General features: G+C 47.0%; 20 protein-coding genes. 3 read left to right on the top strand and 17 right to left on the bottom strand.

All coding sequences use genetic code 11. The annotated features are described in order from the left end of the window. Positions 1–76: 76 nt before the first annotated feature. The 15 genes from SYN_RS14955 to SYN_RS01960 form a co-directional block, all read right to left on the bottom strand. A complete protein-coding gene (locus SYN_RS14955; RefSeq protein ID WP_011416338.1) occupies positions 77–1078 on the bottom strand; it encodes a glycosyltransferase family 2 protein in 1002 nt (333 codons plus the stop codon). A 22-nt stretch (positions 1079–1100) separates the two neighbouring features. Next, positions 1101–1823, bottom strand: a complete 723-nt coding sequence (locus SYN_RS02025) for a class I SAM-dependent methyltransferase (RefSeq protein ID WP_011416337.1) — start codon at positions 1821–1823, stop codon at positions 1101–1103. Between the two features lie 96 nt (positions 1824–1919). Then, entirely contained in the window at positions 1920–3542 is a 1623-nt protein-coding gene (locus SYN_RS02020; RefSeq protein WP_148202453.1) for a hypothetical protein, read from the bottom strand. 242 nt (positions 3543–3784) lie between these two features. After that, positions 3785–4939 carry a glycosyltransferase family 4 protein gene (locus tag SYN_RS02015; RefSeq protein WP_011416335.1) on the bottom strand — a complete coding sequence of 385 codons (1155 nt, stop codon included), beginning with the start codon at positions 4937–4939 and terminating at the stop codon, positions 3785–3787. A 260-nt stretch (positions 4940–5199) separates the two neighbouring features. Then, the gene (locus SYN_RS14950; protein WP_011416334.1) at positions 5200–6285 is read right to left on the bottom strand and encodes a glycosyltransferase family 2 protein; all 1086 of its coding nucleotides are present in this window, start codon (positions 6283–6285) and stop codon (positions 5200–5202) included. A 6-nt stretch (positions 6286–6291) separates the two neighbouring features. After that, on the bottom strand, positions 6292–7386 hold the full coding sequence (locus tag SYN_RS02005) for a glycosyltransferase (RefSeq protein WP_011416333.1): 1095 nt from the start codon (positions 7384–7386) through the stop codon (positions 6292–6294). Positions 7387–7937: 551 nt separating this feature from the next. Then, positions 7938–9395, bottom strand: coding sequence for a lipopolysaccharide biosynthesis protein (locus SYN_RS01995; protein WP_011416332.1), 1458 nt, complete (start codon positions 9393–9395; stop codon positions 7938–7940). Next, positions 9396–10268 (bottom strand): hypothetical protein, encoded by an 873-nt coding sequence (locus SYN_RS01990; RefSeq protein ID WP_148202452.1) that lies wholly within the window; start codon positions 10266–10268, stop codon positions 9396–9398. A 70-nt stretch (positions 10269–10338) separates the two neighbouring features. After that, positions 10339–11772: an MBOAT family O-acyltransferase gene (locus SYN_RS01985; protein WP_041584616.1), complete on the bottom strand. Its 1434-nt coding sequence runs from the start codon at positions 11770–11772 to the stop codon at positions 10339–10341. Between the two features lie 30 nt (positions 11773–11802). Then, a complete protein-coding gene (locus tag SYN_RS01980; protein WP_011416329.1) occupies positions 11803–12822 on the bottom strand; it encodes an NAD-dependent epimerase in 1020 nt (339 codons plus the stop codon). A gap of 6 nt (positions 12823–12828) precedes the next feature. Further along, entirely contained in the window at positions 12829–14109 is a 1281-nt protein-coding gene (locus SYN_RS01975; protein WP_041584615.1) for a nucleotide sugar dehydrogenase, read from the bottom strand. Positions 14110–14123: 14 nt separating this feature from the next. Further along, entirely contained in the window at positions 14124–14456 is a 333-nt protein-coding gene (locus SYN_RS01970) for a nucleotidyltransferase domain-containing protein (protein ID WP_011416327.1), read from the bottom strand. Positions 14457–14579: 123 nt separating this feature from the next. Then, the gene (locus SYN_RS16170) at positions 14580–14720 is read right to left on the bottom strand and encodes a hypothetical protein (RefSeq protein WP_158302890.1); all 141 of its coding nucleotides are present in this window, start codon (positions 14718–14720) and stop codon (positions 14580–14582) included. A gap of 322 nt (positions 14721–15042) precedes the next feature. Continuing rightward, positions 15043–15684: a VPLPA-CTERM sorting domain-containing protein gene (locus tag SYN_RS01965; RefSeq protein WP_011416326.1), complete on the bottom strand. Its 642-nt coding sequence runs from the start codon at positions 15682–15684 to the stop codon at positions 15043–15045. Positions 15685–16076: 392 nt separating this feature from the next. After that, positions 16077–16649, bottom strand: a complete 573-nt coding sequence (locus SYN_RS01960; RefSeq protein WP_011416324.1) for a VPLPA-CTERM sorting domain-containing protein — start codon at positions 16647–16649, stop codon at positions 16077–16079. A gap of 559 nt (positions 16650–17208) precedes the next feature. Between SYN_RS01960 and SYN_RS16165 the strand changes: the two genes are divergently transcribed. The 3 genes from SYN_RS16165 to SYN_RS01945 all read left to right on the top strand — a co-directional run bounded on the left by SYN_RS16165 (position 17209) and on the right by SYN_RS01945 (position 18457). Further along, positions 17209–17457, top strand: a complete 249-nt coding sequence (locus SYN_RS16165) for a hypothetical protein (RefSeq protein ID WP_011416322.1) — start codon at positions 17209–17211, stop codon at positions 17455–17457. Further along, positions 17405–17803: a DUF6812 domain-containing protein gene (locus SYN_RS15965; protein WP_011416321.1), complete on the top strand. Its 399-nt coding sequence runs from the start codon at positions 17405–17407 to the stop codon at positions 17801–17803. Before SYN_RS16165 ends, SYN_RS15965 begins: the two co-directional genes overlap by 53 nt. Before the next feature lie 267 nt (positions 17804–18070). Then, entirely contained in the window at positions 18071–18457 is a 387-nt protein-coding gene (locus SYN_RS01945) for a hypothetical protein (protein ID WP_011416320.1), read from the top strand. A 61-nt stretch (positions 18458–18518) separates the two neighbouring features. On the opposite strand, the gene SYN_RS14945 is transcribed toward SYN_RS01945, so the two are convergent. Both SYN_RS14945 and SYN_RS01935 read right to left on the bottom strand, forming a co-directional pair. Then, complete coding sequence (locus SYN_RS14945; RefSeq protein ID WP_158302889.1) at positions 18519–20360, bottom strand: sigma 54-interacting transcriptional regulator; 1842 nt, start codon at positions 20358–20360, stop codon at positions 18519–18521. 671 nt (positions 20361–21031) lie between these two features. Beyond that, complete coding sequence (locus tag SYN_RS01935; RefSeq protein ID WP_011416317.1) at positions 21032–22681, bottom strand: nucleotide sugar dehydrogenase; 1650 nt, start codon at positions 22679–22681, stop codon at positions 21032–21034. Between the last annotated feature and the right edge of the window lie 24 nt (positions 22682–22705).

Below are 22705 nucleotides of genomic sequence, written 5' to 3'. Positions count from 1 at the left end.
TCGAGTATCAGTTATGGAGATATTATTGATGATTTACTCCGAATCCTAAAAAAATGATGACCTTGAAGTGTCCTTATTATCTTGAGATGTGCCGGCTGGAAATAGCGACTGCATTTGATTTCAGTCTTTCGCGCAACCGGATCATTTGACAAACAAGATACCATCCCACAGCTCCCCCCTTGATGCCGGTCTGTAATAATTTCATAATGCGGCTCTCCGGAACATTATTACCCAATTGGTTTAGAATGCGCTTCGCTTCCCTGTCATTTCCGGCAAGGATATTCTGATGAACGAGGCTTGCAGCCACCCGGCCCTTTACCCTGTGGAAGCCAGGCAAGTCTTCCGTGCTGAGCCTCGGCAGGATCCGCTTCTCCCACTGGTCGAGGGTCGGCAGGTTCGCCCACCGCCGCAAGTGCTTTTTCAACCACCCCTGGGATGCCACTGCCGGTGTCGGGTCCCCGATCCACAGGACTTCGGGTATGAATCCCCATTTGCCAAACGTTGCCAGATATCCCCAGTACTCAAGATCTTCACACACACGGAAATCGGTCCTTTGATAGCCAGCTCTTTCAATGACATTTCGTCTTATTAGACTTGCACCAGTGACCACGTGATTCTGGGCAGCCCAAAAAGAAAAAAAATTATCAATAATAAAAGGGACTTTTCGGCAGCTGGGCTCGTTAAGAATTGGGGGACGAATGATATCAGAATGACCCCACAGTTTGATATACTGCCCCGTTGTAACCGCAGCAGCATCGTGGTTTTCTTTCATAAAAATTAAACACTTAGACAAAAATGCTGGCAACCAGTAGTCGTCAGCATCCAAAAAAGCAATGAAGCTGCCTTTCGCACGACCTAACCCGACATTTCTTGACCGCCCTGGCCCTTGATTATCCTGTTCAATGTACTCAATGGCATCCTTGTATTCAGAGGCAATGCCCCTGGTGTTATCAGTTGAGCCATCGTTGATGACGATAACTTGATGTTCACGATATGTCTGAAAAAATACACTGTCTAAACAACGCTTAAGAGTTGCTTCAGCGTTGTAAGCTGGAATTATAATTGAAACGAGATCCATAAAACTTCTCTAATTGATGGTGCTAATAATGACAGCTCTGTACGCAAGGCTTCCTGGCCACAAGTAAGACTTCACGCCGGTTCTTGATAATACTAAGTACACGGCAGGCAATTTTGAAGAAGAAATCGCCCATTTTTCTCTGAATCCAGATGATTTTCGGACTCCATGCCTGGGAGCAAAGGGATACGGAAACGATCTGGAACCCTGCCTCGGACACCATGTTTCCCAAATTCATTGGGGACCAGGTATAGAGGTGATGGTCTTTATTATTTGGTTGCCAAACCCGGTGTTGTGCATTTCTCCAATCATCAAAAGGTACTACCAAAACCAAGTAACCTCGCGGTCTCAAGCATCGCTTCATGTGTTCAAGGTTCTCCATGGGGTTGGGAACATGCTCAAGGCAATGGTTTGAAATGATGGTATCCACCGCTTCATTTTCGACACAGGTTAGAGTATCGTGGAGTTCAATAGACGTGTTTTCCTTGAGACACAACTCCTCACAACGTTGACGGGCAGCGGGGTTGACTTCGATTCCTATTCTTCGTCTGGCCGGCAGAGACCTAAGGATGAACCCATCGGCACAGCCAAAATCGAGCAAATCTATATCCCTGTCGCAGTATGGTTGGAAATATCTTGATTGGAATAGTCGTCCCGGTTCACTCTCCTTCTTAAAACCATCTTCAAAGTATTTTTTACCCGAATCACCAAGATAATGTGAGCTAATACGTAACTTGTCATTCGGCATGTTCTTAAGTCTCCAGATGAAACGAGTTTATTAATAAAGATGATGTTTATTCATACGGTTACCCGTACTATTGCTTTCGATGTGAAGATTAGGCTGTCACTCATTAATTACTTTAAGATTAATTGGTGGTCTTGGCAGCTTTGATTCGGGTATGGCTCCCTCATAAGCTCCGATATCAACAACACCGCCGGGTGCGATGATTGTTCCCGAACTATCTGTTATGCCGGTCGAACCAGTAAAGTCAAAGATCCCCGGCTTTCCCGACCACGCAGAATTGTCTCCGTTGTCGATGGTGGGGGAGGCGGATTTTATCTGAAAGTCGGTGGCCTTGAAATATGAACCGCTGCTATTAATAAATAAAGGATCGGACAGATTACTTTTTAAGTCTGCCCCTCTTACATTTTTTGCTCTTAATTGATTTTTCCAACCTGCAAAATTATAATCCCTGTTTCCTAAACGGAATCTGTTCCCATCTGGATAATACAGGTTATGATTAACGGTTATTCCGGAATAATCACCGTTATGAAACGCCCCATCCTGCCAGTGCCACGAGTAAGCTCCGCCTGGTTCAAGACTGATGTTATTTTGATAAACACCACCCACTCCGATGCCTGATCCATTACCGGATATTCTGTAACTCGGATTGCAGTTTCTCACTACATTGTTCAAAGTGTAATTAAGAGAACCCTTCACGGCTTTTGAATTGATCCCGAACGGAATATTTCCAGAGCAGTCATGAACAATGTTATAGTACACCCAATTTTCAGTTCGCAAAGATGGATCCGTTACATTACCCTCCCATCCAATTCCATAGCCTCTATTCCAACCTTTGTTTCCTGGATCGGGGGCTCTATTCCCTTCCATTTTGTAAACATGGTTATATCGGATAATGTTTTTATTCGCTTGCTGTCGCGCAAACGAAAACATGGTAATTCCCGTGTTACAGTAGGATAAGTCATTATACTCTATTATGTTATTGCTCCCACCCTGAAAACCGATACAATGGGCATCTGCATTACCATACATATTTGTAATCGTGTTGTGATCTATTTTAATGTTGTCGTTATTCGTTGATGTTGACTGGCTGAAAGTGTAAATGCCGTTATCACCATCGGATATGGTGCAGTAACTAATTCTTACGTTGTCGGTTCCAGGTAAAGTTTTTGCGAGACCAACCTGTATTGCGGCATTGTAAGAACATCTTTTCATCGTATTTTCTATTGTAAGATGATCCAACCAAATGTGGTTTGAGGGTGCTGTACTACCAATACACCATTCTGTTCCTACTGTTTTGAGGTTTGTTACTTTTACCCAACTCCTGCCATCAAGATATACTGCAGATGAATGATAAACCGTAGCTGTTTTATTTGTTATTGTTCCTCCATACGGTTTCCAGTAGAGAATTTTGTTCATCTTGTCGTAGTAATAGCTTCCTTCAACCCATGTTCGATCGGGAACTTTTCCTGCATCGTTTAGTTTTTTGTAATTTAATGGCCCAAAAGCAGTTATCCATTCGTATAATCCATGACAAACGTTATTATATGAAATTCTATATGTTCCATAAATATCTGGACCAGTCCATGCTTTATAAGGATATTCATACCCCTTAACTATGCCTGACGTTGAGTCATAACCAGCTATCGTGAAATAAGTATTAATTGTTCCATTCGCTTGTACATTAAAAGTAAACAATCCATGCAATACCCCCACGATATACAAGGTATCTCCCGCCCTCATCCGGTTCCATTGTATAGCAGTCTTTGGCCAGGAATTATTAATACTTGTGCCATTTCTTATGCCAGCACCGTCATTACTCACATACCAATTGGCAGGCCATGCGGGGGAAACAAGAAACAGGAAAATTAGAAAAACAGAAAAAAACAAAGGCAAATTTATGTCAATAGTATGCGAGAATAATCTAAAGCACAACTTATACATTGTTAACCCATGATTTACCATAGTTAAAGTTTTCTCTTATTTTCCTTCGTAATCGTTATGTAAATTTTATATACTGAATCACGGTATGCATCGGCTGAATACTTATGTAAAACACGATTCCTGGCGCTTTCGGTAAGTTGATCACAATATTTTTTATCTTTCATAATAGTGTCAATAGCCTGAACCAAAGCAACTGGTGAATTAGGTTCACATAAAAGCCCTGTTTGGTTATGGATGATTGTCTCTCTGCATGCACCTACATTCGTAGCGATAACGGGACGATTGTGCATTGCTGCTTCTAAAGGAATCATACCAAAAGCTTCCCCATCGATACAAAGTGTCAACACAATATCACAGGCACTATATACATAGTGAATATCCTTGTGAGATATTGAAAATATTTTAATATGGCCTTGAACACCTAAATCTTTGCTCAATGTTAATATTCTTTTTGTTTCCGACTCATTAATTGTTGAATCTTTCCCTACAATAATTAGTGCTACTACAACATTTCCATCATCAATAATTTTTTTCAGTGCTTTCACAGCAACATCGTGACCTTTCTCACGTTCAAGATTGCCAATCGACCCGATGACAAAGCTTGTTAAGTTGATTCCAAGTTTTTCTCTTGCTTGATCTTGGGGAACAAGATGATAATACTTTGAGTCAATACCATTATAAATGACATGATATTTATTGCCAGTAAAAGAAAATCCTTGTTTGACTGATTTAGAAACACATATCACTGCGTCTGCCAATTTGATTGTCAAGGGGGCTATTTTTATTCGATTTGCCAATGAGCGAATATGTAATACCACTTTCTTTCTTAAGATTTTACAGACAATGATATCTAATATATCAGAACTTCTATATAAATTAAAATGGACTATATCCGGATTATACCTTACAAGAGATGGAATTAAATATAAAGACTTATAAATCAATCGAAATATTCTCATTCCTTTGATTTGATATTTGTTATCCAGATACCTAATAAAATATGAGTTGTCAAATCGGTATCGGACACCACAAAAATCTCTATAAGTAATATTATGACTCATTGGATAATCAGACAGTACATTAAATTCAATGGCATTACTTCTGTTATCAACAAGAGTTTGAAGATTTTTTTCTGCCCCACCCCACCATCTGCTATTATCAACAACCAACACTTTCATTGAAATCTTCTAAAACCTTTGCACAACTCCGCAAACGGAGCCTGATTTTGATGGTTTAAATAAACGCCAAAATTACGTTAACGTGTTTATAATACTTGCAACTTTCATTTTTTCTGGCAATTTTCAGATCAAATTCACTCATCTGAAAGAAATCCACATTTCACTCAAGGAATACAATTCTTATCCCTCTTTTTTATGATCTGGAAGTGAATCAACCCTTTGGCAACGTCAGAAAATAGAGAGCAAGATTTCCCATCCAATCAACAAAGATTATCAGAGTGAAATAACTTTTCTATTTTTTCTATTAATCTTCGGCGGAAATGCTCGTATGTTCTGCGAAATAATGGATTTTGGTCCCATAGAATCGACTTTTTAAACCAAAATTTCGGTCCCAATATAAAGAAGCATAGACCAATAAAGAGACACTTGTGGTTATTTAAAACAAGTAGATTTATTGAATGCATTTTACCGCTTAGCATCTCATTTTTTCGCTCGATGTAAGAGCAAACCTTGATTCTTTGATCCGTAGGTATAGTTAGAAGTAATTTCAGGATCGATTTTCGTGCGGAGTTGAGATACTTTTCTCGGATCGGAAGGGGCGCATTAAACTTAAAAAAGGAATCTAGTGCTTTGCAAGAACAATCGACAGCGGCAATTACCTTATGGACATCTGTTGTATGTGTTATTGAAGAGGGGTTTATAGAATAATAATATAGCGGCAAAGATACAATTACTGCTCGCTTGATGTTCATTACATATGCCCTTGTGAACGGGCTATCTTCATAGAATCTTGCATAAAACTTCAGTCCAAGTTTCTTGATTAGCTCAGTTTTTAATAGTTTATTCCAACAAACACCATCGATTTTTTCGTTAATACAGGTTAAATCAGTTTCCCTATTGTCCACCGCTATATACTCAATTTTATATTCAGGTTTCTGTCTATCAAGATCGATTACATCACCCTCTCTATAGTAGACAAATTTGAATTCAACGATATCACTATCATATTTCTCCATCCATTCAACACAATGTTCTATTGTCGTGTGATGAATGAAATCATCACTGTCAACAAACATGATATACTTACCTGTGGCAGCGCTTATACCGCAGTCCCGACTCTTTCCCAATCCAAGATTGACATCATTTTTCAGATAACGAATACGAGGATCTTGCATCTGATACTCTTGAATTATCCGCTCCGAATCATCGGGGGAACAATCGTTAACAATAATAATTTCAAGATCATCATATGTTTGCACAATTAGACTATTCAAACATCGCCGGAGATACTTTTCGACATTATATACAGGAACAACAATGCTGACTTTGGGGGGGGGGAGAAGCATAGTTTATTATCGCCACATCATGAGGCCATGTTCTTTGTTGACGAAGTAATCCATGTCAATGACGATATCGTCTGCTATAAATTCGGATAAAATACGCGACCGTTTTATTTTATGGTTCAGTATATATATAGTCTTGAAGGACAGGAGAAATGTTTTCAACCTTTTTACAGCCGGGACACTTTTGCCCAAACGTATTCCCCTCAGATACTTAAATCTTTCATACACCGACGATTGATATATTTTTTCTATTATAGTTTTTTCATTTATTAGCTTTTCCAAGGACACGATCTCTTTTTTATAAATTAGATGTAAATACTCATAATTATTATTTGTTATGATTTTCCTGCGGTATGCCATTTCCAAATCATCCAGACGCTGAGAAAGAGAGGCGATCCGTGAAAGATGCAATGATTTCATATGCTGAATGGCAGAGATGTGAGTCACTTCCGTTGGGCTAGAAATACTGTGGGTATGATGTCTGTAGAGGATCGTAGGGTAGTTCATGAACAACAGCTTCCCTAAAAGAATTGCCCTTACTGGGATCACTTCATCTTCTCCTACAGTTTGATGGGTAATGGGACCAAAATAATCGAAGAGAGTTCGTCTCCATGCACCCGTAGCCCCCAAGGCTACAAGGTTATCTTTTTTGAACCCACAATAACCTGTGATTCTGCCATCTTCATCAATGGTGTTGTAGGCAGTGTTGACTGCTAGGATCGTTTGACATTGTGAAACAGCTTTCATTATCCTGGATACTCTGTCATGGGTTGAAACATCATCACCGGCACATAGAACAAACCAATCACCATGACCAATTGTCATTATCTTGTTTAAATGATTTGTTATACCAAGATTATGCTCGTTTCGATTGAGGACGATTTTGTATGGTCCGGAATATCTCTCTGCCATCCGTTGCATGATGTCAAACGTACTGTCCGCGGAACAATCATCTGATAAAATAATCTCAAGATTTGGATAATCTTGTGCAAATGCCCCTTCGATGGCCTGCTGAATGAATCTTTCGTGGTTATATGTATAAACAAAAAGGGTAACTTTGGGATACATGTCTGTATTTGGCTTTGGAACATACAAAGGGATCATTGGTGGAAACGAATAATCATTTGTTTAACTGGATAGTTTGGATTAAAGTCTTTAATTTGTTATACGCTCTTTCCCATGTAAAATTTTTGATACAATTATAACCATTTTGCGCTATTTTCATCATTAATTCAACGTCCTCAATTAACCGAATGATATTCCCAGCAAGACTATCGCTATCTCCAATAGGACTCATTAATGCAGTAACATTATGCCTCGCTACGGTATCAAGTGTTAAGATCCACCGAAAACCGTGCTCTCTGGAGAAAGACACTCCTTGATTCAGGGCATATGCAATCCCCATGTTAGCAAAGTTTAAGATTGAGCCAATCCCGTTTACCTGTGTGTATTGTTCGACAATACCTGTACCTGTAGTTTCTGAACCATTGTCTACAATCAGAAGATCAATGCCTGCCTTCTACACGGCATGCATGCGTTCATGTAAGTCATGATCACAGTTGTAGGTTACGACTATGACGATTATTGAGTCCATCATAATATTAAACATTATGGTAAAAAAAACGTATATAGGATGTGCATTGTTCCATTCCTGTTCACCTAATATCCAGATTAAGTAGTTGGCGTCTCATGTCTTTATAAAGAGACCACTTTGTTATCAGGCCATATGTGATCAAATACATGCAAGTGCACCCAATCAATTTGACTATAAAGATGGGTATGGAGTCGCTGTGTTTTGCTTCACCGGCAAAAAATAATATAACTAAAGGAACAACGGCCATGAGTGCCGGGTTTACACATGTACATAGTTCCTTAAAACCGATTTGTAATTCCCCCCTCAATGTCAGGTAATACAAAAGATACTGAGAAATATAAGCACACGTAACAAGAACGGCCACTCCTTCTATGCCATAAAAATAAAGTACAGGATATAGCCCACCTAACTCAATGGCTGCTGCCAGAAAGTTAGCTTTCTTCAAAATATCTGTCCGACCGAGAGCCATCATGACCGATCCAACCGGTTCAAGAAGAAGTCTCGCTATCCCATAGAAACAAAGGATGCGTAATGCTGACAATGCCGGCATCCATTTATCTGTATTGTGCCCCAACACAATCAGCAGGAAATCCCTCGAAGCAACAAACAGAGTCATATTTATCAGTAATCCGCCAAAGCTGACATACTGGAGTATCCTTAGATAAGCTCTCTTAAGCCGGTCCCTATTACCCTGAATCTTAGAAAATGTAGGGAAAAGTACATTCAGTACCATAGATCCTATCATGCTACAAACCATGGTTCCCCAAGTAAAAGCCACGCTGTAATACCCGAGGTTGGTTGCGCCTTTCACGGAACCAATAATAAAATTATCTGCATTGAAGATTAGAAAGACACTGAAGCCTGCCAGAAAGAGATTCCCACCATATTTCAGAAAGTTCCTCGCGGCATCAGAATTGTATGCAAACCTGTATCGAACCGGGCGGAAGATATTAACCAAGACAGAAAGACTAAGAGTCATACATATCCCAGCAATAACAAGACTCCAATACTTAAAACCCGTCAATGCTAAAACGACTGCCACGCTGGAATTGATTATCGCTGAAACAATATTGGCACAGGATATTTTTTTATAGTTCAAATCGCGGGTTAGAAGAACATTGGGTAGAAAAGAGAAGGTATTCAATACAAAGGTAAATGCGAGAACACGTATTACGGGAACTATTGCCTGATTGTCAAAAAAGCGAATTGTTAGAGGAGCAAATATAAAAGCGAAAAGAAAAAGTACTAAACTAAGTAATATTTTAATAGTAAAGGCTGTATAGAGCTCGTCATCGTTAAGATCCTTTTTTTGGATAATAGCACTACCGATACCAAGATCACCAAACTGAGCAAGAAAAGATATGAAAATAACGGCAAAACCGACAATACCGTAATCGTTTGGAAGCAGAGTCCTGGTAAGAATAATGTTTGCGATCGCACTGGTAACAATTTGTATGACCTTAGTAATTGAGGTGTAGCCTATATTGCGAATTGTCGTATTTTTTAATGAATCAGACATTTATGCCTGAATTTTCAGAATTCTTTTTTTCACTTCTTGAGTAAGGACACTCGTAACTATCTTCTGCCCCCCGGCATTCAGATGAATCATGTCATAAAAGATCCCATAGTCGCTCTCGTAAGCGGTGCTCAAGTCGTAATAATCCAGGTTTGTATATTGTTCTTCAAACTTTCCGAACATGGCCCTCACCGCTTCACTTGCCGGCCGTTCAGCCTGATTCAGCAGGTCCACCGTGGGCATATCCACGAGCAGCATGGTAACCCCACGAGAATGCACAAAATCCACCGTGGCCAGGAAGGCCTTGTAGCTTTTGGAATCGATCTTCACGGAGCGGTTCTTTCCCTGTTCGATCCATCGTCTGGCTCTGGCCTCATCAAACCGCCCGTGTTTCAGGTTTCGGTTCATGCCCAGCAGGCCCCGCATGGCCAGGGAAAAGGTCGTTTCATCATATCTGGCCGTCCTGACAATTTTTTTCAGCCAAAAATCCGAACTGGCAAGCCCTTGCTTTTTCAGGTAAGCGCCCATTTCCGGGTTATCCAGAAAGGGGAAAAACAGACGGTAAGAATTTGAACTCAGGCCGTCATCCGAGAAGGTGGAAGCTTCCACATCATATATGATCAGCCGGACCTCGGGATGATCGGTAAGAAACTGGCGGATCATGGCATCACGGTCCGCGATATTCGCACCGTTGACGGCGTACTTGGCAACCCTCAAGCCGGTTTCCCGTGAAAGCATTTCGGCGTCAATTCCCAGAACGGTGCGGCTGTGCCCGACGCACAGAACATCCACTTTCCCATCCATACCGAAATAGCGGCGCAATCCCACATCCAGAACCGAACCGATCATCAGATCGAAAACAACAAGGAACATCATAAAAAAGGCAGCCCGCGCAAAAGATCGGCTGAGCTTGCTCGGATTTTTACGGTGGGGCTCTTCCCGCTTCCTAAAACTGGAAATAGATGAATTCATTGCTGCTGATTCCGAAGATGGAGATCCCGAAAATCATGGCAGCATAGGCCGGCCAGCGGATGTAGATCGGGAAGCTGCGTTCGGCTCTGAGCAGGGGTATCAGACCGCGATACTGGAAGAATTGAACGATCATGAGAAGAAAGATCAGAGATGCGCCGATGAGCGTTGTCAACTGTGAAGGGCCAAGGTAGAGCGCCCCTCCGAAATTCGTAAAAATGCCTCGAAGGACATGGAGTGCATCAGTCACAGAGCGGGCCTTGAAAAATACCCAGGCCAGAGTGACAAGGTGGAAGATAATGAAAATCTTCAATCCTTTCAAAAGGGACCCTTGGACACCCAGAATGGCGCAGAGTCGCGCAGCCGGACCCCCAAAAACCCGCTCCAGTATATAATAGAAGCCGTGGAGCGCCCCCCAGAGAACAAACGTCCAGTTCGCGCCATGCCAGAGGCCGCTGACCGCAAAGACCATCAGGATGTTGGCCTGTTGGCGGAAAAGGCTTCCCCGGTTCCCTCCCAGCGGGATATACAGGTAATCCCGGAACCATGTAGAAAGCGAAATGTGCCAGCGGTGCCAGAAATCCGAGATGGAATCGGCGAAATAGGGAAGCCGGAAATTGGTCATGATGTCGTAGCCCAGGACCCGTGCAGCGCCGATCGCCATGTCCGAGTATCCGGAAAAGTCGCAGTAGATCTGAAACGCAAAGAAATAGGTGGCCAGAAGAAGGGTCGGGCCTGAAAAGCCTTGGGGATCGTTGTAGACCAGATTGACATAAACAGCCAGGCGGTCGGCGATCACGACCTTCTTGAAGAGCCCCCAGAGCATGAGGGCAAGGCCGGAGTACATTCTGTCCAGATCGAACGCATTTTCCGGCCGAAACTGCTTGAGCATGTTTCCGGCACGTTCGATGGGACCGGAGAGAAGCTGGGGGAAAAATCCGACGAAAAGTGCGAATTGCACCGGATCTTTTTCCCGTTCAATTTTCCCCCTGTAGACATCAAAGGAATACCCCAGGGCCTGCAGGGTATAGAAGGATATGCCAACGGGAATGGCGATGTTCATCGCCGCAAGTCCGGTTTTTTCTGACGATGCAGGAATCACAAAACCGAGAGCATCAAGGAAGAAATTATAATACTTGAACAGGAACAGAATTCCCAAGCTGGAAACAACCGCACAGGCAAGCCATAAAGAGCGGGAACGTTGTGACTTTGAGCAGGAGATCGCCCAGCCGCAACCGAAATTGATCCCTGTCTGTGCGAGCAGCAGAAAAGCATATTCCCAGCGCCAGGTTATGTAGAAAATGTAACTGGCAACAACGAGAAGAGGAACTCTCAGCCGGAATGGCGAGAGAAAATAAACCAGACCGGTCAGGGAAAAGAACAGGGCAAATTCAAGAGAGTTGAAAAGCATCAATACCTTTGACCGTTGCCTGGCCGATGATTACAGCGCGTAATACTCCCGATACCACGTCACAAACCGCCGGATGCCTTCCTCGATGGGGGTGGACGGCTGGAAGCCCACATCCCGCATCAGGTCGTCCACATCGGCATAGGTGGCGGGTACATCGCCGGCCTGCAGGGGCAGGAAGTTCTTTTCGGCCTTTTTCCCCAGGCAGTCCTCCAGCGCCTCGATGAAGGAGAGCAGTTCCACGGGGTTGTTGTTCCCGATGTTGTAAATTTTATAGGGGGCATAGCTGGTTCCGGGATCGGGATGGTCGCCGCTCCAGGCCGGATTGCCCTCGGGAATTCGGTCCATCACCCGCACCACCCCCTCGACGATGTCATCGACATAGGTGAAGTCCCTCCGCATTTTTCCGTAGTTGAAGACATCGATGGGACGGCCTTCGAGAATCGCCCGGGTAAAAAGAAACAGGGCCATGTCCGGGCGGCCCCAGGGGCCGTAAACCGTGAAAAAGCGAAGGCCCGTGGCGGGTATTCCGTAGAGGCTGGAATAGGTGTGCGCCATCAGCTCGTTGGCCTTTTTGGTGGCGGCATACAGGGAAACGGGATGATCCACGTTATGGTGTACGGAGAAGGGCATCGCCGTGTTGGCGCCGTAGACGGAACTGGAGGAGGCGTAAACCAGGTGCCGGACTCCGTAATGGCGGCACCCTTCGAGGAGATTGACAAAGCCGACGATGTTGCTGTCGATGTAGGCGTAGGGATTGGTCAGGGAATAGCGCACCCCCGCCTGGGCGGCCAGGTTGACGACGGTCGCGAAGCTCTCCGCGGCAAAGAGGGCGTGCAGTTTCTCCCGCTCTTCCAGACCCTGGCGGACAAACCGGAAATTGGGATGGGGCGTCAGGCGGGCCAGGCGGGCCTCCTTCAGGCGGACGTCGTAGTAGTCGTTCAGGTTGTCCAGGCCGACGACCGAATGTCCCGCCGCCAGCAGCCGCCGCGACAGATGAAAGCCGATGAATCCCGCGGCGCCGGTGACCAGTATGTTTCCTCTTTCAGTCATGGCGGATCAGAGTCTCCACAGGCGGATTCCGGCATCCGCCAGGGCCTGCCGGTCAAAGATTCCCTTGACATCCAGCACCACCGGTCTGCCCAGAGTCAGCGCCGCGAGTTGATCCGGCGTCATGCCGCGATAGGCCTGATGCGCAACGGCCACGATCACTGCGGAGGCGGGCAGCAGCCGGTCAAGGGGGGTCAGAGCGACACCGTATTCGTGCCGGGCCTCCTCCCCATCAGCCATCGGGTCGGAGACCTGCAACTGAACGCCGTACCCCTCCAGCTCCCGGATGATGTCGATGACGCGGGAGTTGCGCAGGTCGGGGCAGTCTTCCTTGAATGTCAGCCCCAGCACCGTGACGCGGGCGTCCAGGACATTGTGGCCGGCAAGGATCATCTCCCTGACGGCCTGCTGGGCGATGTATTTCCCCATGGAATCGTTGATGCGGCGGCCGGCGAGGATCACCTGGGGGATGTAGCCGATCATCTCGGCCTTGTGGGTCAGGTAATAGGGATCGACGCCGATGCAGTGCCCGCCGACCAGCCCCGGCCGGAAGCCGAGGAAGTTCCATTTGGTGCCCGCCGCCTCCAGGACGTCGCCGGTGTCGATGCCCAGCCGATCGAAGATCAGGGCCAGTTCGTTCATCAGGGCGATGTTCAGGTCGCGCTGGGTGTTCTCGATGACCTTGGCCGCCTCGGCAACCTTGATCGTCGGGGCGCGATGGACGCCGGCCGTCACCACGGACTCGTAAACCGAGGCCACGATCTCCAGCGTTTCGGCGTCCTGGCCGGAGACGACCTTTTTGATTTTAGTGAAGGTGTGCTCCTTATCGCCGGGGTTGATCCGTTCCGGGCTGTACCCGACGGTGAAATCGGTCCCGCAGGTCAGGCCGGAAACCCGTTCGAGGATCGGCACGCATTCCTCTTCCGTGACGCCGGGATAGACCGTCGATTCATAGACGACGATATCCCCCTTCTTCAGGGCCTTCCCCGCGGTTTCCGACGCGCGCAGGACGGGGGTCAGATCGGGCTGATTGGCGTTATCCACCGGCGTGGGGACGGCGACGATATGAAAATCGGCCTGCCGCAGCTCGTTGATGTCACTGGTGAAGAGGATATCCGCGGCAGCCAGATCCTCGGGCGTCACCTCGCCGGTGCGGTCGTGTCCCTTGCGGAGCTCGGCAATGCGGGTCGAATTGATGTCGAAGCCGACCGTCCTTTTCCGTTTTCCAAAAGCCACGGCCACCGGCAACCCGACGTATCCAAGGCCTATCACTGAAACAACTCTATTCATTCGCACCTCCGCTCTCAGGATAATTCAGACAGATGCAATTCAATGCCGCTTTTCATGATTTCCCTTGCAAAAGCATTATCTTCGGTAAAGTCTTCCGGTCGGAAAGGGTGTGGTTCGATCTTCGAATCCAATTTCAGCAAAAATGGAACTAATTTTTTATGATCATTAAAATCGATCCCCGAAAAATCCTCCGAGACAATGGCGAGATCCACGTCGCTCCATTTCCCCGCGGTTCCCTTTGCGTAAGAACCGAATATAACGACCTTCTCCACCTTGATATTGGCATTTTTGACAAGTCGGACAAATCGTCTCACGGTCTCGATTGTTTCATTTGATATACCAGCCATTCGTACAACCCCTTTATTTCTTATCTTGGGAATGACTTATCGAAAATCTGATCGTTCCTCGATTATATGAAGAAGGGTAATGCCGCCTTCCTTACCCTTTCTGCGTCCCTGTTTCAAGGAATTTCATAAAGCCGGGAGATCGATCGCCATGCCTTCGATCCGGCTGGAAGACATGACACATTCAGCCAGGACCTGCTCCCGCACAGTCGAAGCTGCTGGATGAAATGCCGTGTAGCAAACAAAGCTCCGCTCCTTCAATTCCATTTTCTCATTCCCGGAATGAAGAGTTGTTATAGGACTTCAACGTTTTTCCTGCTATTTTTACCACGAAAACCTAAAAGGATGGCATCGGGCAATTAAGTATTATTACCCTCTTTATCCCTTAAATGGATCTCATCCAGAGGATGAGATGCGGGGAGAAACACCTTGTAAGAACAGGGCGTAAAGGTTGGCAGTTGGCAGCAGGAGGGGATTGGCCATGCGACAAATAACAAAACCCCCAAAGGGCAGACAGCTTGCACCCCTGGGGGCTTCAAATCACCTTTCCTGTCTTACGGTTACAGGAGGATCGAGGCAGGACCGTTCGTTATTTCACCATCCTGCGGCGGATACCTACCAGACCGATCAATCCGGTCCCCAACAGCCAGACGGCGGCGGGGATGGGAACAACACGGCTCGGCCCCCCTCCGATAAGATCTTGCACTGGCGCTCCCGCCAATGTCGTCAGGTTCATTCGGTAATAAGACGACTGAAGATAAGTCAAACTTTCCAGGCTTTGTGTGCCTGCAAGTGAAAACAGAGTATCTGCAAGAGTAATAACCGCTGAAGGCGCGACTGGCAGGGTCTGCCCTATTGTTTTCCATATGGCATATTGCACCGCCTCGCCTGTTTGCAGAAAATTATATCCCGAATATGCCCCATTCCAGGTAGGAGAATAGTTGTTCATCAACCACGCCGCTCGCAAAAAATTATCAGTTAATGTTGTTTCGGTAACGTTATACGTTCCAGGTACTCCGACGTTTACTTGTGTTTCCAGGCAGAAGAAGAAAGGACTTGTACTTTCTCCATTTTCCCTTGTCCCGGAACCGTATATCTCGCCTGAAGTAATGCCATCCGTTTGAAAAGAGGTAAGATTTACAGTGTAGGCGTGTGCGGCCAAGGGAAGAAAAGAAACAAAAGCCGCAATGACCAGTAAACAAATAATTATTTTCCTCTGTTGCTTGCGCATATTAATAACCTCCTTTTGTAATTTTCATGTCCCTCGTACCGATCTTCCACATATGACGGCAAAACTTGTACCAATCGAAACAATTAAGAAACTACAGTTCCAATCAATTAATATTACAATAGTTTTACGAAAGAAAAGACTTCGGTTCTTCTTATCGACGGGCAATTTTCCGTGGCATTCAGTGGATAACCTTGGCATTCAACGGATTTATTTTTCGAGGCCGGCTGTTTCCGAATCAATTTCCCACCTTCGGCAGGGATCATCCATCCGGCAGGATTCATCCATCCGGCAGGATAACAAAGCCCCCAGAGGGCAGACGGCTTGCACCCCTGGAGGCTTCAAATCACCTTTCATCTCTCACGTTCACAGGAGAATATAGGGAGAAACGTTCGTTATTTCACCATCCTGCGGCGGATACCTACCAGACCGATCAATCCGGTCCCCAACAGCCACACGGCGGCGGGAACGGGAACAGGCGCGTACAGGGCCACGTGGGAAATACTGCCCTGAGTCGGCCATAATTGCGCAATATTGATGGGATCAGTACCGTTCCAGTTGCTTATATTAAAAATAAACTGTGCAGGATCGCCCTGCGCACCGTCTTTCACAAGAAGATAAAGAGGATTGAATGTCGCGGCAGTTGAACCCGTCCATGTTATTGTTGCTGTTTCGTTACCGGTGCCGTAAGTGGTATCAAAAGATGATGCATAAGGACCAGTATCGTAAGAATCACCGGCATTCCTCTTGTATAGTTCAACAAAAGGAGCAGTCCCAGTGTACCCCACTATCCCCTTTACATCATCTGCATCAAGGTTTGGGGTGGTGTTTATCGTCCATGTCTGTAAAGTGTCAACAGGAACGTCGTAAGGAGCTACGTAAGCACTTGCGCTGGTCATGATGCCAAAGACCATGAGAACCGCAAATAACGCCGTCAAAAACACTTTTACTACTTTCATGTTCTTCATACCTCTACCTCCTGTGCGTGTGTTGCCTCATGCAGGTTATTAACGTTATTTCATAGTTCTTCGCCTTATCCCGCCCAGCTCCACCACACCAGTGTCAACGAAACCAGAAACCATTTCCCGGACGTGACATCATTTTTCATAAAGTTCTCTTTCATGACGTTTTACACCGGTAAATGTAATCAGGGCAAAACTTATACCGTTTGATACATTCAGGAAAATAAAGATATAAGTAATTAATTTTACGTATTTATCATGAATCAAAAAGATTTCGTGGCATCCATCGAACCGAAATTTATCCGTGGCATGACACGGATGCCGTGGGATATTGCGGGTTCATTTTTTGATGGGGGAAAAAGGTGCTTCGGGCAGGTTTCTGCAGGCAAAAGAACTTTCGTGGGCCATGTCAAATCGGACAAATCATGAAAAAACTGGGGATTTCATTTCATCACATATGAAACATATCACACTGATCTCGGTGAGGACTATCACATTGACCATATTGAATAAAATCAATTGTGAGGATAAATTTACATAAAAAATAAGACAGGGAGGCGTCCAAATGGTGATGAATATCGAGCAGCAGAAGAATTGGAATGAGGCTGAAGCGGAACGCGATTGGGACAGGCGACTGCTCAGAATGACCATCTTCATGTGTGAGTGCGGCAATGAGGAGTTGAAAAAAAAGGTTTGTGATTATATAGCGTTTCAGATTGCCGGTGATGACATGAAAGGCAAATCTATCCCTGAAATTTCCCATGAATATCGCCCAAAAATCGTCTGCACGGCGACAAATTCAGCTTTTTCATAGATCAGGAAGCGTTGCGGCGGATGGAAATGGCGGATATGAATCTCAAGACGGCGGTTGCCCTTATTCCCTTCATGCAGATATTTCGTTGCATGAAAGGGCGAAGAGAGGAGGAGCGTTTATGATTCCGACATATGAAGTAAAATATAAGAATATCATCGTGAAAATGTCAGATGGTTCCCTTATCAGAGGAAAAATAAACATCGCCAACTTTAACCGGTTGGCTGATTATCTGAAACAGGGCACGGATAAATTCATTACCGTTCTGTCTGAAGATCCTGAGGAAGCATCCGAAAAGGTTACCTTCGTCAACAGGGAATATATTATCTGGGCCACAACTGGGGATTAGTTCGGAAACAGAAAAAACATACCAATGTCGATGCCGGTGATTCCGGACTCTTTTATAGCTTCCCGTAAAACTTTTTTGCGGCGGTTGATTTTAAGTCTTTTTCTTAGGTAAAAATACTGATTTTCAAGTATTGACCGGCAGCCGGATTCTATTCTAAGTATGCAGCTCTTTTCGTTCCAGCCTGTAAAACGGCTGAATTCTGTTACACCTCATCCCGTATTTCTCTTGCGAAATGATTAAAAGATCGGAAACCCGAATGCAGAGCAGATGAAGACCACATTGACAGGCAAAAAAGAGAAGCGTTACTTCAAACTCATCAAACTTACCGTTTCCACAGGAATGATTCTGGGGATACTGCTCCTGATGGCCGGATACTGGTATAACGCCTGCCAGCAGAAGGAGCTCAACCGGCAGGCTGAAAACGGCGCTAGGAACTTTTATCTGGCCTGCCTGTCCGATGTCGATTTAACCGGGGACAAGTTTTTCGACGGCAACCACCTTCCTCCCGATTATGACGATATGCCTCCCTTTCGTGGTTCGTTTGTCTATGTCGTTTCCGGCATTGCCATTCGATGCGATGCGAAGTTCAAGCACCCCAAGGGAACAAAAACATACGCGCTGGATTCGAATGGAAGAATCAGCGTCTCGCCCTGAATTCTCCGAAGGAAATCCCCGCATTAATATAATTGAAGAGGAAGGCGATTTCAGGCAGGTTCTATAATGTTTCCGGCCGTTTGATCTGCAGTTTTTTCATCCGGGTCCTCAGGGTGCTCGGGTTCATTTCCAGGCGCTGCGCCGCGCCTCCCGGACCCTCGATCTTCCATCCCGCTTCCTGAAGCGTTTCGAGGATATGCCGGCGTTCCACTCCGTTGAGCCCTTTGAAGGCCGGCTTTTCCGAACCCTCGATCCCCCTCTCTTTCCTGGATCTGATAGAGTGGGCGCTGAGTTGTCCGGCAAGCTGGAGTTCGGTCCCCTGGGTGACGATCACCGCCCGCTCGATCACGTTCATCAGCTCCCGGACGTTTCCCGGCCATCCGTAATTTTCGAGGGACTTCATGGTCTGCGCGGGGATGTGGCGAATGTTTTTTCTGTGAACCTTGCTGCATTTATGAGTAAAAAATTCTACCAGAAGAGGAATGTCCGCTTTTCTCTCGCGCAGGGGCGGGATGATGATCGGAAAAACACTGAGCCGGAAAAAAAGATCCTCCCGAAACCGCCCTTCGCTGATCTCGTCCTCGAGATTGCGGTTGGTCGAGGTGATGATCCGCGCGTCCACCTTGATGGAATGCGGGCTGCCGAGGCGCTCGAATTTCCCGTCCTCGATGACTCTGAGAAGCTTCGCCTGCAGCTCCAGGGGAAGCTCACCAATCTCATCGAGAAAAATGGTTCCCCCGTGGGCCAGTTCAAAGCGGCCGATCTGCCGTGCCGTCGAACCGGTGAACGCCCCCTTTTCCCTGCCGAAAAGTTCGCTCTCGATCAGGTTGTGGGGCAATCCGGCGCAGTTGACGTGGACGAAGGGTTTGTCCGCACGGCCGCTGTTCTGGTGAAGGAAATGGGCGAAAATCCCCTTTCCCGTACCCGTCTCACCCGTCAGAAGCACCGTCACCGAAGTGCGCGCCACCTGAAGCGCCCTGTGCATAGTGTTTTTGATCGCCTCGCTGTCACCGATGATTTCCCCGGCGCCATGCTGCAGACCCACCTCTTCACGAAGATAGGTGTTTTCGGCCTCCAGTTTTTCCTTCAGCGCCTGGATCTCCTCATAGGCACGAATCAGTTCCTCCTCGGTCTGTTTTCGCATAATAAGCGGGTGGACAGTCCCGATCATGCGCACCGGCTTGCCGAATCCGTCAAAGGTCACCTCACCCTTTTCGAATACTTTGCATTCTGCTCCATCAGGAAGGAGTATCCGGTGACTCACCGAGTAAGGGATACCGGGATCGGCAAGGGACAAATTCACACGCTCTTCGACGGTCCGGCGGTCGTCGGGATGGATCCGGGCGAGAAAATCCTCATAGGTCGCGCCGAATTCCTGGGGACGCAGCCCGAAGATCCGATAGACCTCATCGGACCAGAACAGTTCCCCCGTGACGATGTCCCAGTCCCAGCAGCCCAGATGGGCGATCCGCTGGGCGTCGGCCAGCCTTTTCTCCCTCCTGATGAGGGCCTCGTGCTTGTGCTTCAAAGCGGAAATATCGATCATCGCCCCCGTTATAACGTCCCCTTCAAGGACGGCATTGACCAGCAGAACAATGGATTCCCTTTTTGCCGTGACACATTCCGCCTCAAACTGATCGATCCGGCCGGTTTTCCCCAGTCTTTCCAGGAAGGTTTTCCGGTCCTCCGGATTCCGATACCAGGCGAGAGCGTCTCCCGGCTTGGCCTCATCGAGATTTTCTAAACCCAGCATCGCCAGACCGCATTTGTTGACATAAAGAATATCGCCTTTGAGATTGGTTCTGAAAAGGCCGATTCGGGCATTGTCAACAAGATCGTGATAACCGGCGGAAAACGGTCTGGAATCCCGGATCGGGACGACATTGTCCGCCCATTTCTTCATGCCGGATTTTTTGTGTGAAACCGGAGATGCCAAAGCTCTATCCACCTTTCCTTCTTTTCTGTTGCCGTGTTTTCTGCACTTCGCCACGCCCTTCAATAACAGGGAGCAGGTGAAAGATTGAATTGAATAATAGTGGACAATGGTATCTTGCAGTTATTCCCTTGTTTTTTTTACATGAATCACGGGGAAAATGCCATCAGGATGTTCAGTATAATTCCTAATTAAAGCCTGAATTGGGCCAGAAAATAACCTTAGAAAGACTAAGGGTTTTTACTGATCACGATCACGTCTCTCGTAAGGACCTCAGATTCCCGTTTCTGACTGGTGATAACCCCGCCCTGTTAGCACCCGCTTGATTCACTTTCATGATGTGTTCAAAATGACTCTCTTTTGATTCAACATTAACCTCATGATCGATTAAATTCAACAGTGGCAATGTGATAATCATTACTCATAACAATGTGATATGGTTCACTGTTCCACTCTGGCCACGCTTGAATGCCGCATGGGATCCTCTGAGTAACAGAAAAGATGCCCGTCAAACTGACGGGCATCCATCAAAAATGCTTCAGGAGGAATGATGAATTGAATCAGGGCGTTGTTTCAGCAACAACTGGGGATGATTGCCTGATTGGAGGGAAGGAAAGGCGGTGTCAGCGACCGGCATTTTCTCATCTTTTTTGCACCTGATCCTTGATCCGCCTGATGTGGCCGCGTCCCAGGCCTTTGACTTCGCATCCCAGTTCAATAAACCGCCGGATTCCCTCGTCATAGAGAATCCCGAAACAGTCCACCACGGCAATCGGCCGACCGGCCATGCGGACGATATCATCCGGCGTCAAGCTCAGGTAGAGCTGGTGACGGACGGCTAAGACAGCGGCATCGGATCCATCCAGGGCCTCCCCCAGATCCTTGCTGATGCGGAGTTCACTGAGCCTTTCCTGATTGCGGAAGAATCGGGACCAGGAGTGACCGGTTGCCGGATAGCTCTCCTGTTTTTCAAACTCCCACCAGTGCTGGACATAAGGATCATGAACGGAAATTTCAGCGCCCATTTCCGTCAGCTTGCGGACCAGGATCTCCGAGCCGCTGTAGCGGGTGTCCCCCACATCTTCCCGGTATGAGGCCCCGAGAATGGCAATCTTCGAGGCCGCGACGATCTTGCCCATGTTCCTGAGGGCATCCCGCACCAGCTCCGCGGCGTGAAGCGCCCGGGTGTCGTTGATATCGATTGCCATGGGCGTCAGCCTGAAGATTTCATCATCATATCCCATCAGGGTCCGGTAGGACCAGACCCCCAGGCCGCCGTCCTTGGGCAGGCAGTAACCGCCGATCCCGGGTCCGGGAAAGATCATGTTGGAATGGGTGGGGCGGACCTTGATCGCCTGGATCACCTTGATCAGATCCACGCCGTTGCGTTCTGCAAACAGGCTCCATTCATCCAGGAAGGCCAGGAGGGTCGCCCGGTAGGAATTTTCCACAATCTTGCAGGTCTCGCTCTCGATGGGACGGTCCAGAACGGTCAGGGGATATTTTTCCACATTCAGTATATCCGACAGGAACTTCCGCACCCGCTCTCTGGCGGTATCGTTGATCCCGCTGCAGACCCGCCAGAAATCCCGGATGGAGGCCACATACTCCCGGCCCGGCATGACCCGCTCGAAGGAATGGCCCAGCAGAGGCTCCGCATCCTTTAGTCCGCGCTTTTCAAAGGCCTTCTTGATGATGGGATAGGCGATATATTCCGTTGTCCCCGGCGGAACCGTCGTTTCGATCAGGACGAGGCATTCCGGTCGGATCTTTTCCCCCAGGATGCGCAGGCTGTCCTCCAGCGCGGCGATTTCCGCATGCCCTTCCCGGACATTGCCCAGGCATTCCTTGAAATAGTCGCACTGGACATCGACGACCACAACATCGGCCAGGGAAAGGACATCATCCGTATAGGTGGCCATCAGGGTCTTTTTCTTGTTGACGCAGCGGTCAATCAGCGGAACGACCTCCGGATCTTCCGCCTCCACGGGGGCGATTCCGCGGTTGAACAGGGGGATCTTCCAATAGGATCGTACCGAAGGGCGCTGCATCCCGATGACGAACTTCATCGGTTTGCCGGTATCGCGATCCACCGAATCGGCCACGACCCCCGCCATCACTGCCCCCACAAAACCCAGCCCCATGACGACAACAATCTCCCGGCCCAAGCTGCGCTGCTCCTGGACGATCTGCTGAAGTCGCTCGAATTCTCCCGGGTACTCTTCCGGCAAAGGCAAAGGAAATGATTCACCACCAGGACTGACAGACCACGTTTTATCGGATTGATTCACTTGGATTCCTTTCTTGTATGAGTT

The organism is Syntrophus aciditrophicus SB, assembly GCF_000013405.1.
Classification (GTDB): domain Bacteria; phylum Desulfobacterota; class Syntrophia; order Syntrophales; family Syntrophaceae; genus Syntrophus; species Syntrophus aciditrophicus.
The sequence above is the reverse complement of the archived record's forward strand: the minus strand, read 5'-3'. Positions and strand labels throughout refer to the sequence as shown.